Annotated in this window: 13 protein-coding genes; 6 read left to right on the top strand and 7 right to left on the bottom strand. The window is 41.6% G+C overall.

The window, feature by feature from the left end; genetic code table 11:
- The first annotated feature begins 6 nt into the window (after nucleotides 1-6).
- On the top strand, nucleotides 7-1017 hold the full coding sequence (gene holA, locus C8P65_RS01675; protein WP_107780754.1) for a DNA polymerase III subunit delta: 1011 nt from the start codon (nucleotides 7-9) through the stop codon (nucleotides 1015-1017).
- 125 nt (nucleotides 1018-1142) lie between these two features.
- Here holA and C8P65_RS01670 read toward each other — a convergent pair whose 3' ends face one another.
- From C8P65_RS01670 to C8P65_RS01650, 5 genes are all read right to left on the bottom strand, one after another.
- Entirely contained in the window at nucleotides 1143-1958 is an 816-nt protein-coding gene (locus C8P65_RS01670) for a 2,3,4,5-tetrahydropyridine-2,6-dicarboxylate N-succinyltransferase (RefSeq protein WP_107780752.1), read from the bottom strand.
- Between the two features lie 6 nt (nucleotides 1959-1964).
- A complete protein-coding gene (locus tag C8P65_RS01665; RefSeq protein WP_107780750.1) occupies nucleotides 1965-4589 on the bottom strand; it encodes a valine--tRNA ligase in 2625 nt (874 codons plus the stop codon).
- 38 nt (nucleotides 4590-4627) lie between these two features.
- Nucleotides 4628-5185 (bottom strand): GNAT family N-acetyltransferase, encoded by a 558-nt coding sequence (locus tag C8P65_RS01660; RefSeq protein ID WP_107780748.1) that lies wholly within the window; start codon nucleotides 5183-5185, stop codon nucleotides 4628-4630.
- Nucleotides 5169-5351: a hypothetical protein gene (locus tag C8P65_RS01655; protein WP_107781146.1), complete on the bottom strand. Its 183-nt coding sequence runs from the start codon at nucleotides 5349-5351 to the stop codon at nucleotides 5169-5171. The genes C8P65_RS01660 and C8P65_RS01655 overlap by 17 nt, the downstream gene beginning before the upstream one ends.
- Before the next feature lie 106 nt (nucleotides 5352-5457).
- The gene (locus tag C8P65_RS01650) at nucleotides 5458-5931 is read right to left on the bottom strand and encodes a CYTH domain-containing protein (protein WP_107780746.1); all 474 of its coding nucleotides are present in this window, start codon (nucleotides 5929-5931) and stop codon (nucleotides 5458-5460) included.
- 302 nt (nucleotides 5932-6233) lie between these two features.
- Here C8P65_RS01650 and C8P65_RS01645 point away from each other — a divergent pair, with 302 nt between their 5' ends.
- The 4 genes from C8P65_RS01645 to C8P65_RS01630 all read left to right on the top strand — a co-directional run bounded on the left by C8P65_RS01645 (nucleotide 6234) and on the right by C8P65_RS01630 (nucleotide 8725).
- Nucleotides 6234-6956 (top strand): hypothetical protein, encoded by a 723-nt coding sequence (locus C8P65_RS01645; protein ID WP_107780745.1) that lies wholly within the window; start codon nucleotides 6234-6236, stop codon nucleotides 6954-6956.
- Between the two features lie 325 nt (nucleotides 6957-7281).
- Nucleotides 7282-7902 (top strand): RHS repeat-associated core domain-containing protein, encoded by a 621-nt coding sequence (locus tag C8P65_RS12330; RefSeq protein WP_170069070.1) that lies wholly within the window; start codon nucleotides 7282-7284, stop codon nucleotides 7900-7902.
- A gap of 58 nt (nucleotides 7903-7960) precedes the next feature.
- Nucleotides 7961-8356, top strand: a complete 396-nt coding sequence (locus tag C8P65_RS01635; protein WP_211305870.1) for a hypothetical protein — start codon at nucleotides 7961-7963, stop codon at nucleotides 8354-8356.
- Between the two features lie 156 nt (nucleotides 8357-8512).
- Nucleotides 8513-8725: a hypothetical protein gene (locus C8P65_RS01630; protein WP_146162905.1), complete on the top strand. Its 213-nt coding sequence runs from the start codon at nucleotides 8513-8515 to the stop codon at nucleotides 8723-8725.
- Between the two features lie 132 nt (nucleotides 8726-8857).
- On the opposite strand, the gene C8P65_RS01625 is transcribed toward C8P65_RS01630, so the two are convergent.
- Nucleotides 8858-10084 (bottom strand): exonuclease SbcCD subunit D C-terminal domain-containing protein, encoded by a 1227-nt coding sequence (locus C8P65_RS01625; RefSeq protein WP_107780739.1) that lies wholly within the window; start codon nucleotides 10082-10084, stop codon nucleotides 8858-8860.
- 63 nt (nucleotides 10085-10147) lie between these two features.
- On the opposite strand from C8P65_RS01625, the gene C8P65_RS01620 reads away from it, so the two are divergent.
- On the top strand, nucleotides 10148-11311 hold the full coding sequence (locus tag C8P65_RS01620; RefSeq protein WP_107780737.1) for a THUMP domain-containing class I SAM-dependent RNA methyltransferase: 1164 nt from the start codon (nucleotides 10148-10150) through the stop codon (nucleotides 11309-11311).
- Between the two features lie 86 nt (nucleotides 11312-11397).
- Here C8P65_RS01620 and ric read toward each other — a convergent pair whose 3' ends face one another.
- Nucleotides 11398-12117, bottom strand: a complete 720-nt coding sequence (gene ric / locus C8P65_RS01615) for an iron-sulfur cluster repair di-iron protein (RefSeq protein ID WP_107780735.1) — start codon at nucleotides 12115-12117, stop codon at nucleotides 11398-11400.
- Nucleotides 12118-12515: the final 398 nt, after the last annotated feature.

Raw genomic sequence — 12515 nt, 5'->3', positions numbered from 1 at the left:
TGCACTATGAAAGAAGTAAAAAATATTATTGCTAATATAAAGAAAGGAATTATTGCCCCCATTTATTTCTTGATGGGCGAGGAACCTTATTTCATAGACGTAGTGGCTAACTACTTAGAAAAGCACCTTTTGGAAGAAGACCAGAAGGGTTTTGACCAGTTAGTACTATACGGGCAAGACGTGACGGTGCCTACTATTATAGACTATGCACGCCGCTTCCCGATGATGGCTGAACGCCAATTGATTATCATTAAAGAAGCGCAAAACCTTAGGGCTAGTATCGAGCAATTAGTGCCTTATGTTGAAAATCCTACCGCCTCTACCGTATTAGTATTTTGCTATAAATACGAGAAGTTAGACGCACGCAAGAAACTACTAAAGAGTTTGGGAAAAAACCAAGATTGTGTGGTAATGGAAAGCAAAAAGCTATATGAAAACCAAGTAATAAGCAGCTTTTTGCCAGATGTTTTTAAAAAGAAGCACTTAAGCATACAGCCTAAAGCTACTCAGATGTTAGTTGATTTCTTAGGAAATGACCTCAGCCGCATTGAAAATGAAGTAAATAAATTAGCTCTTATCGTACCTGCAAACACCGAAGTAACTCCGGATATTATAGAGAAGAATATAGGCATTAGCAAAGAGTTTAACAACTTCGAACTGAAAAGTGCTTTTGCCACCAATGATAAGGTGAAAATAGCGCGTATTATTAAACATTTTGCTGAAAACCCTAAAGATAATCCGTTGGTGGTGACCCTGACTGTACTATATGGATTCTTTCAGAAGCTATTAATTTACCATAGCCTAACCGATGTGAGCGAAAAGAATGTAATGGCGGCTACTAAAGCTACTTTTTTTGATGTAAAAGACCTGCATAGTGCTGCCCAACATTACCCAATGAAGAAAGTGAGTGCTATAATGGCGGGCTTGCGAGAGATAGATGTGAAGAGCAAAGGCGTAGGGGCTGCGAGTACTACCCCCGCTGACCTACTAAAAGAACTGATGATGATAATGAACTAAACCTCCCCCTATCCCCCTCCAAAGGGGGAATAGGTAATTACAACTTTTAATGCTTAGTTATAAATTCTAAGCTATAACTAAAAAAAGCTGCCTTAATTGGCAGCTTTTTTATTATTATTTAATTATTAGACAGAGACTCCGTATTCTCTAAGGGCATCGTTTAGTGATGTTTTCTTGTCGGTTGAGGCTTTACGCTGCCCGATGATAAGGGCACAAGGCACTTGGTAATCGCCTGCTGGGAAGTGCTTGGTGTAACTACCAGGGATAACGACTGAACGTTCGGGTACATACCCTTTGAGTTCCTTAGGTTCGCTACCTGTTACATCGATGATTTTAGTAGAAGAGGTAAGCACTACATTAGCCCCAAGCACGGCTTCTTTGCCTACACGCACTCCTTCTACCAAGATACAACGCGAGCCGATAAAAGCTCCGTCTTCAACAATTACAGGAGCTGCTTGCAAGGGTTCTAACACCCCTCCTACTCCTACGCCTCCGCTTAAGTGTACGTGCTTGCCTATCTGAGCGCAACTGCCCACTGTAGCCCACGTATCGACCATAGTACCTTCATCGACATACGCGCCGATATTGACATAACTTGGCATTAGTATAGCGCCTTTGGCAATAAAAGCACCGCGACGCGCTACTGCTGGTGGCACTACGCGCACGCCTTTCTCATCGTAATTATGCTTGAGCGGAATTTTATCGTAATACTCAAAAATACCCACTTCTACAGGTTTCATATTCTGAATAGGGAAGTACAAGACTACGGCTTTCTTTACCCATTCGTTGACTTTCCAGCCATCGGCAGTAGGCTCGGCTACCCGTAGCTGACCTAAATCTAAGAGGTGAATGACCTCGCGGATAGTCTGCTGTACGATTTCCTCGCGAAGCAGTGAGCGATTTTCCCACGCTTCATCTATTAATTGTTTTAAGTGTTCCATTTGTTATTATTTTGATAAAGTATCTATTGCTTTTTCAATAGTTGCTATTTTAGCGAGTGCATCGGCTTCTTTTTTGCGCTCGGTATCTACTACTTGAGCTGGTGCTGAATTTACAAACTTTTCATTAGAAAGTTTCTTGCGTACCGATGCTAAAAAGCCTTGTGTATAGGTTAGTTCTTCTTGTAGTTTTTTAAGTTCTTCTTCTACATTCACCGCTCCCCCCATTGGGATAAAGTACTCATTAGCTTTTACACGGAAAGACATTGCCCCCTCTATAGCAGCACTTACTTCGGCAATAGCCTCAAGTCCGCCCATTTTGGTAATGACCGCATCGAAACGACTGCTTACTTGCTCTTTGTTTAATACCGAAAGGCTAAGCGGTGTTTTGAACGGTATATTCTTCTCTTTGCGCACCGTACGGATGCCCGCTATCACTTCGGCTGCAAAATCAAATTCGGCTAACAGTTTTTCGTCGTAGGGCTGTACAGCGGGATAAATAGCCACGATAAGAGCCTGCTCAGGGGTACGAGGGGCTAAACTTTGCCATATTTCCTCGGTAAGGAATGGCATAAAGGGGTGAAGGAGTTTTAGCAAGTTTTCAAAAGCTGCTACTACGCCCTCGTAAGTGACTTTATCCATCGGTTTGCCGTATTCGGGTTTTACCATCTCTAAAAGCCACGCACAGAAATCGTCCCAAGCAAGTTTGTAGATAGCCATTAGTGCATCGGAAATACGATATTTTTCAAAATGGTCTTCTACCTCAGTAAGCACCGCATTGAACTTGGCTTCAAACCACTGCAAAGCAAGGCGAGCGGCTGCTGGTTGGTTGACTGTATCGACTTGCCAACCTTTTACTAATTGGAAGGCATTCCACAGCTTGTTGCCAAAGCCTTTCCCTTGTTGGCAAAGGGCTTCGTCGAACAACAAGTCATTACCAGCTGCCGATGAGAGCAAGAGCCCCACACGCACGCCATCGGCACCATAATCGGCAATGAGTTTGAGTGCATCGGGAGAGTTACCTAAAGATTTTGACATCTTGCGGCGCTGCTTATCGCGCACTAATCCGGTGAGGTACACATTGCTAAACGGACGCGCCCCCTTGTACTCGAAGCCTGCTACTATCATTCGGGTTACCCAAAAGAAAAGGATATCAGGGCCTGTTACCAAATCGTTGGTAGGGTAATAATACTCTATTTCAGGATTGTTAGGTTCTAAAATACCATTGAACACGCTCATTGGCCATAACCAAGACGAGAACCAAGTATCAAGAGCATCTTCATCTTGGCGCAAATCGGCTTCGGTAAGATGTGCATTGCCGCTCTTTTCTTTAGCCAACACAAGGGCTTCTGCCTTAGTTTCGGCTACTACAAATTGGTTTTTACCCTCGCCGTAGTAGTAAGCAGGAATTTGTTGTCCCCACCACAATTGGCGTGAGATATTCCAATCGCGTACGTTTTCTACCCAATGGCGATAGGTATTCTCGAACTTTTTAGGATATAGTTTGATACTTTCGTCTTCTAACACCGCCTTGATAGCTGGCTGTATAAGGGTATCCATTTTGAGGAACCACTGGTCGGAAAGGCGAGGCTCAATCACCGCTTTGGTACGCTCTGAGGTGCCCACTTTGTTAGTATAGGTTTCTTTCTTAGCGAGTAAGTCTTTTGCTTCTAATTCGGCTACTATCTCTTTGCGCACCACAAAGCGGTCTTTGCCTGCATAGTGCAAACCGTAGCTGTTAAGGGTTGCATCGTCATTGAAAATATCAATCACTTCTAACTGGTGCTTATCGCCCAAGACCTTGTCGTTAGGGTCGTGTGCAGGGGTTACCTTGAGGCACCCTGTACCAAACTCTACATCAACGTACTCATCTTCGATAATCGGAATTACGCGGTTGCAGATAGGCACAATCGCCTTTTTGCCCTTGAGGTGCTGCCAACGCTCATCATTAGGGTTGATGCAGATAGCCGTATCGCCAAAAATGGTTTCGGGGCGTGTTGTAGCAATTACGAGGTACTCATTCGTACCCTCGATTTGATATTTCAAATGATATAAAAATCCTTGACGCTCTTCATAAATTACCTCCTCGTCAGAAAGGGTAGTTTTAGCCTCTGGATCCCAGTTTACCATACGGTGACCGCGGTATATCTGTCTCTTATTATACAAATCGACAAAGACTTTGATAACGGAAGCTGAAAGCTCGTCGTCCATAGTGAATTTGGTGCGCTGCCAGTCGCAAGAGCAGCCCAATTTCTTAAGCTGTTCTAGGATTACCCCCCCGTATTGGTGTGTCCATTCCCATGCGTGTACGAGGAACTCCTCGCGAGTAAGGTCGGATTTTTTAATGCCTTGTTCTTTGAGTTTAGCTACCACTTTGGCCTCCGTTGCAATAGAAGCGTGGTCGGTACCCGGCACCCAGCAAGCATTGAAGCCTTTGAGGCGAGCACGACGGATAAGCACGTCTTGAATAGTATTGTTGAGCATATGCCCCATATGGAGCACCCCTGTAACGTTAGGGGGTGGAATAACAATGGTGTAAGGCGTACGCTCATCGGGCGTAGAGTGAAAATAATTATGGGCAAGCCAATAGGCATACCATTTTTCTTCTAATTCAGTGGGATTGTATTTTGTCATATTTTGCTAATGTGTCGATTTGTCAATTTGGCAATATTTTAATTATCAAGGTTTGTTAAATCAAAGAACATCTGGCGAATGTCTTCATTGTTATCTTTTTCTGTTAGGAATTCAAAACCTAACTTTTGGTAAAAAGTTAAAGCTCCTTTATAGGCGTCTACTGTGATAAGTCTGCAAGCTATCTTTCTGTTTAATTCAACGCAATCACGTATAACATTGCGAATAAAAATCATTCCTAATCCCTTGCCTTTATACGTTTTATCAATGGCTAAGCGCCCTATCTTTACAGCAGGTACGCTTTTTAGATGTCGCTTAGGGTGAGGAATTAGATGGCTTAGAAACTTCTTGTATTTGCTCTTTGACGGAAAGTCCTCTTCTTTGAGTTGCAAACTATCATTCAGTACACTATAGTAACCTAAAGTGCGCTCTTTGTCTTCAACGATAAAAGTGGTAGCGAGTAGTTCTTTTTGATACAATAATGCTTTATTGAACAGGAAATCATTCAAATCATCATCTTCACAGTCAAAAGGTTTGATAGGGTAATTCTCTTTGAGTTGAAAGAAAGATAAACCCTCTAAGCTATTCTTTTTCAACATCTGGGTTTTCTTTAAAAATTGATTTTAAACGTTTTGCATCTTCTTGAATTACTTCCCAAGTAATGCCTTTTTTCTTTAAATTCTCTTTAAAGTTTGCTAACTTATTGTAGAACTCAATTACATCTTTTCCCTCTAATATGGGAGTTGGTAAAATATCTCTTGCCATAATATCAATTTGTCGATTTGTCAATTTGCCGATTAGCTGATTTGCCGATGTGGCAATTTGCTGATTATTTTTGCAAAAGTACGAAATTATTTTGGATTGGCAGCCTTTAGTGCCATTTTTTGTAAGGGTGGTGGGTGAGCATTGCATTGTAGTACCTTGGGTCGGCAGTGACTTCCTCGCCTAACCAGTCGGGGTGGTGAAAAGGGGTATCTTCTGCAGGGAGCTCTATCTCGGCGATTAACAAGCCCTCATTGTCGCCGTGAAACTCATCTACCTCGATGGTAGTGTCGCGATTGGGCACCAGATAGCGGGTTTTATCGATAATGCCTGATTCGCAAAGAGCGAGCAGCTGCTGCGCTTCGGCTACGCTTATAGGCTTTTCCCACTCGAAACGAGTAGTACCTGCCGCATTGGTTTTGCCCTTTACGGTGATAAAAGCCTCGTCCCCCTTGAGGCGTATGCGCACCGTGCGCTCTGGCACGGAGCTTAAATACCCCTGCGTGAGGCGCATCTTATGCGTAGCAAGGGCTTTGTAAGTATCGTTTTTTACTTTGAATTTTCGTTCTATCTCTTGTGGCATTTTTTTAATATTAATTAGACATTCCCTTCAAATAAACATCTCCTATTTAAAATAAACATCCCCCCTGCCCCCTTCAAAGGGGGAGCCCATACACGAGCATCATAATTAGACGTTTGTACTTCGCTAATTGTTCGCTAATCGTTCGCTCTTCCTATATCGTTCCTGTATCGTTCCTATATCGTTTGTATAGGGTAAGTGTATTTAGAAATTTTTTCTGTGGGGCAAAGGTAAGAATTCTTAATTATTTTTTATACTTTTGCTGCTTCATTATTTTCAAATAAAGAAATTATAACAAAAAAACTATGACAAAAAACTTTTTGATGCTCCTCTGTGGAGTGTTGCTGTTAGGAGGGTGTAGTTCCTCTTTTATTAGCTTTAAGGAGAAAAATCCGTTTAAAAAGGCAGTAGTATTCACCAAAAATGACAAGGAAATCGTCTATATACCGATGATTCACTTAGGACAGCCTGAATTTTATGAACAAATTAAGCAGTTCGTGACCCAAAAACGCAATGAAGGCTATAAAATATACTACGAAAAGCTGACTTATGGCACTTCAGATTCGCTTTTGCAGGATACTTTGCTACTGAAAGTGCGGAAAATAACGGGATTTCACTTCAAAGGCATCTATACGGATAAAAACAATGAGACTTCGCCTTTTAAAAAAGGGTTTGACAGTTATACCCGTCAGAGTGAAGAGAATACCGGCATTGACCTCAGTAAGGATTTTAGAGTAGACCTGAATATGCGTCAGTTAGTGGCGCAAATAGAGGCTGACCACTCGCCTATAGTGCTGGACAGCTGCGACTACGCTACGCCGCCCAATGCAAAATACAACTGCAAGCAATACAAGGAGTATAGTCGGCTATTCTTGCGCACCTATCGCGATGACTACCTTTTGGCGACGCTGCTGGCGACCCCTCATAAGAAGATTATACTGCTATACGGGGTAAACCATTACGATTTTCTGTCGCCCGAACTGAAAAAAGCAGGGTTTGAAGAGAAAAAAGGGGGTATTAGTCGCTAGTCGCTAGTCGCTAGTCGCTAGATGTAGTTGAGTTCTACAATAAGTTAGCGAACTTTGAGAAGAACTTAAAAGAAAAGGGCATTACTTGGGAAGGAATTCAATCGGTAGGCGTTTAGAAAAACGCCGTGGCTTCCACCTTCCGTTTTGTATGGGACGGGAATGTGCTCCTGCACGAGACCTTTAAGAAAGACAACTCCGAAAACACCGAGCTTACTAGTTGGTCTTTGAGGGTTTTGTGCCTACAGCGAAGTTAGTAAACGGTAAAGCCTACTCTATCATTAGCGACCATCTCGGTACGCCTATACTCGCTATTGATAGCGATGGAATGGAGGTTTGGAATCGACAGTTAGATATATATGGACGGGTAAAAAGAAAAATTAAAGCCTCCTCTTTAGGAGATGACGTACGCCCATTTATACCATTCCTTTACCAAGGGCAGTACTATGATTTTGAAACTAAACTTGCTTATAATAGGTTTAGGTATTATTCGCCGACAGGGGCTTATATTTCACAAGACCCAATAGGTCTTGCTGGAGGAAACCCTACTTTGTATGGGTATGTGAAGGATAGCAATTGGTGGGTGGATGTGTTTGGGTTGGATTGTATTAAAAACAAACAAGAAGGATTGCGTAGAGAGGATACATTAAGAAGAATCTTAGAAGAAATTCATGGAAAGGATAGAGTATTAACAGAAAGAACATTACTAGATGCTAATGGAAATAAAGTAACACATAGAGGAACAGGAAGACGTATTGATTTCATTATATTAGATGATAAAGGTAATGCCATAAAGTCTTATGAAGTTACAAGTAAAACATCAAACAAAGTACCTCAAATAACGAAAGAGAATGCTATTAGAGCAAATGGAGGTACTTTTGTAAAAGATAAAAATGGTAATCTTGTTGATATATCAAATGTTCCGACACAAATTATTAGAATACGATAACTTAGAGATGAAACATAAATTTATAATTAGTATATCGAGAATGCTAAAATCATTCCCAATGAAAGATCAAAAAGATGATCTGATAGTAATTTTTTCAAATTTATTGCAATTTGCCTGTGATAAAAAATTATTAAAAATACACCCATTTAATAAAAAAGGTAAATTAATTATTAATACAACTATCTATGAGGATGATTTAACACCTTTTGGAGAGATAATTTTTAATGATTTAATGTATGACTGGCTCTATTATGCAGATAATAAATCAGGTAAAATTGACAGAAAGTCTAACATAAAAATGTTAGATAAATACTATAATAAGTTAATTTCTGAATACCAAGAGGAATTGGGTAAAGTGGCATTATGGCAAAATCTATATGAAGAGATGTTAAAAGAGCCTTTATTATTGCCTAGCCATAAAAATAATTCGGTAATGTATCAGATGTGTTGTTAAAATTTCAATAGCTTATTAATCAATATAATACAAAAGAATTGCCCTGCTATTTTTCTTTATATACCATAGAGATAAGTGTTTTTCAAGTCTATAATGCGTTCTAAATAGTGCGAGGGAAATTGTGAATTTTGAATTATGAATTTTGAATTATGAATTGTGGGACGGGTGGGACGGGTGGGACGGGTGAGACAAGTGGGACGACAGGTGGGACGTGTGGGAAGGATTCGACTGGTGGGAGGAATGGGAAGGCTAAGAGGGCTGGGACAGATGAGACAAGTGGGACAGGTGGGACGAGTGGGACAGGTGAGACAAGTGGGACAGGTGAGACAAGTGGGACAGGTGGGACGGGGAGAGAATTATGAATTTTGAATTCTGAATTTTGAATTGTGAAAGCACGGGCAATTATGGGAGCAATGGGGTGTGAGCCACACGGGCGATTATGGGACTTGTAGGACGGGGAGAGAATTGGCGTATCAAAATTAGCCCCACATTAGGCTGTAATTATGAATTATCAATTGAATGTAGGGCTTCTTCAAAGAGGGTGCGGTAAGTGGTGGGTAGGTCTTCGTGGTATTTGTTTTGGTAAACCCGCTCTAATACCTCTACGGGCTGTAAATCGCGGAGGGTGAGTTCGCTCTGAAGTGCGTCAGCAGCAACAGCTGCCGCGTGAAGATAACGGACATCAATGCGTGCTAAACGCACTTGCTTATGAGCTATCGCTCTGAAAATACTGCTCTTGAGTTCGGGTGCAGGTTCGTTTAACAATACTTTCACTTCGAGATAAGGAATGTTATCGGTTGGAGCGGCATCGGGTAGCTCCATAAGGGCATTGAGTACCTCTTCTGTAGGTCGGTAGGTATCAGGAATGCTAAGCAGAGGCGTGTGCAGCGGTATAGGTAAAGACTCGATATGCTGCACTTTTCCTTCTTCCAAAGAAAAAGCAATCACTTGATGCTCATAATGTTTTTCGGCAAACGAAAGCGGTATAGGACTGCCGGCATACCTGATATGGGTAGTACCGCCCAGTGCTTGCGCCTTGTGGATATGCCCCAAAGCTACGTATTGCAATGCGTCAGGGAAGTTGGCCGTACTGATGCTTTCTATGCCGCCGATGATAGGTCGCTCGGCAGTGTCGTCATCATTGATTTCAGCTCCTGAAGCGTGCAAATGTCCCATAGCGATAAGCGGTTTGCCTTGTGCTATGGCGACTGCTTGGCGGGTAATTTCAGTATAAAAAGCCGCTACCCCTTGCGCGTAATCGGCAGGGTTTTCTTCATTTTTAGGGTAATCGCCCAGACGGAGGAAAGGCACCGCCAGAAGATAAGCAGCGACCTCTTCACCGCTAAAAAGCGGCAGGATAAGTCGGTTATAATCTATTTGCTTATCGGCGGTACGCCTAACGTAGCCCACCAGATGGATATGGGTATTTTCTAATAGAGGCGCAGGCATCTCAAGCCGTACAGGAGAATCGTGATTGCCGGCAATAGCCACAATCTGAAGCGCAGGGAAGCGCTCGGTAGCCTGATGTAGGAAGTGGTAAAACTGTTTAGTAGCCGCCACAGAAGGGTTGGCTGTATCGAAGACATCGCCACTGATAAGCAGCACATCAGTAGATTGTTTTTCAATAGTTTGCAAGAGCCACTCTAAGAAATGTTGGTGCTCTTGATATCGGTCGTACTGGTAAAACGTTTGTCCTAAATGCCAATCGGCGGTATGTAGAAAGTTCATTTTTTACTTATTTTTTTTCTCACATTGCAAAAATAGCTTATATTTGCCAATAATTTTAAATCTATGGAAAAAAATTACAAGATGGTAGCTAAAACTTTCTTTGGCTTCGAAGATATTTTGGCTACTGAATTGCGCAATCTAGGAGCGATGCACGTAACCAAAGGGGTGCGCAGTGTACAATTTGAAGGTGACAAGGGTTTTATGTATAAGGCTAACCTATGCTTGCGTACCGCCCTTAAAATTTTGAAACCTATCGCTTCTTTTTACATACGCAGCGAAAAGGAATACTACCAGAAACTCTACCAATTTAACTGGCAGCAGTACTTAGGGGTAACGCAGACTTTTGCCGTGACGGCAACGCTACAGACAGAGCTTTTCAGTCACTCGCAGTTCGTAGCCCTTAGAGCTAAAGACGCTATCGTAGATGCTTTTCGCGATGCTACGGGTAAGCGCCCCAATGTGGATGTACAGCACCCTGATGTGGCTATACACATACACGTGCAGCGCAATGAGGTGATTGTATCGCTTGATAGTTCGGGAGAGTCATTGCACCAACGTGGCTACCGCACGGCTACCAACCTTGCGCCCATCAACGAAGTATTGGCGGCGGGCATCTTGCTGCTAAGCGGCTGGGAAGGACAAAGTGACTTTTTAGACCCTATGTGCGGCAGCGGTACCTTTCTGATAGAAGCTGCGATGATTGCCTGCAATATACCGGCTAATATACACCGAAAAGAGTTCGCTTTTGAACGCTGGTCAGATTATGACGAAAATCTATTTAACGTAATCTTCAGCAGTTGTATTAAGAAAATACGAGAATTTAACTACCAAATAACAGGCTATGACAAAGCGCCATCGGCAGTAGCTAAAGCAAAAGACAACCTTAGGAACGCGAATCTGTCTGACTACATAAAAATATATCAACGGGACTTTTTTGGCACTGAAAAAGAAGATAAGGACAAACCCCTGCACATAGTGTTTAATCCGCCTTATAACGAGCGATTAGTAAGCGATACGGAGCAGCTATACGGCTCGATAGGCAGCACGCTGAAGCACCACTACCCGCAAAGTGAAGCGTGGTTTATAACTGCGAACTTAGAGGGACTGAAATACGTGGGATTGCGCCCTACCCGCAAGATAAAGCTTTTTAACGGGAAATTAGAGAGTCGATTGGTGCAGTATAAGATGTATGAGGGTAGTAAGAAAGCGAAATATTCTCAGGATTAATTTTGAATTATAAATTATGAATTATGAATTAAAAAAAGCTGTTCAGCGAGGTGCTGAACAGCTTTTTTTGTTAGTTAATTATTAAATTAACCACGTAATTGTTTTTCTAAGGCAATTGCTTTAGGGAATAGGATATTATTCTCTAAGTGAATGTGGCGATTGAGGTCGTGTTCGAACTCTTGTAGCATAGCATAGGTTACCTTGTAGGTGTTGCAAGCATCGGCTGGTGGAGTGTAGCCATTGGTTAGCTTAACGATTTCCTCGAAACGGTCGCCTTCAACACTGTGTTCGTGCATCATCATAGCGATAGGGTTTTCGACTGTACCGAAGTGGATTTCGCCCAAAGGTTCGCCTGATTGTTGTGCTTTTACTAAACTCTCGATGAAAGGGAAAAGTACGTTTTCTTCTTTTTGGAAGTGAGAAGCTAAATCGCGAGCACTTTCGTTGAAAATACGGTTGATTTCAAAAAGCTCTGGGTGACGCTCGCCGTGTACGCGGCATAGCTTATCGAGGAATTGCAAAAGCATAGGGGTTTTATCGCGCACGTATTGGTGGTGAATGCGCACGATATAATTAGCCAACAGGTCGAGCGGCCAATCGCGTACATCTACCTCGTTGCTATTTCCCTTAGGAAGTGACTCTAATTCATTGATAAGCGCACTAGGAGCTACGCCCTTTTTATCGCACGCCTCTTCGATGGTACGACCGCCTTTGCAGCAAAAGTCGATACCGTGTTTTTTGAATATGGCAGCTGTACGGAAGTCGTCAGCTACTATTTGTCCGATAGTTTTATCAGTTAAACTCATAATAAATACTTTTTATTTTGGGTGCAAAGATACTATAATATATAGAAATATAAAAGTGTTTGATGTCTTTTTTAAGGGAAAAACAAATTTTAACACACTTTTCTGTTTTAGTAATATTTTAACAGTTTATTTAGGTTTTCTGTCTTAAAAAGAGCTTTTTAAAATATAAAAATCATAATAAATGGGGTAAAGATACATTATTATCATCATCAAATAGAGGTATTTTTAGATAATGATAATAATTTTTTAGATTTTTTTAATAAAAAATTTGGTAGTTAATATTTTTGGCGTATCTTTGCATCGTTAAAAAATGATAGCGACTTTTTCATAAACCAAGAAACCAAGTGAAAACCAAAGCATAAACAAAAAGTTTTTTTCATAATTTTTATTTTTAAGTT

Origin of the sequence: Capnocytophaga leadbetteri, assembly GCF_003054025.1 — a bacterium.
Lineage (GTDB): Bacteria > Bacteroidota > Bacteroidia > Flavobacteriales > Flavobacteriaceae > Capnocytophaga > Capnocytophaga leadbetteri.
Note: the sequence above shows the minus strand (reverse complement) of the source record. Positions and strands in the feature narration are given on the sequence as shown.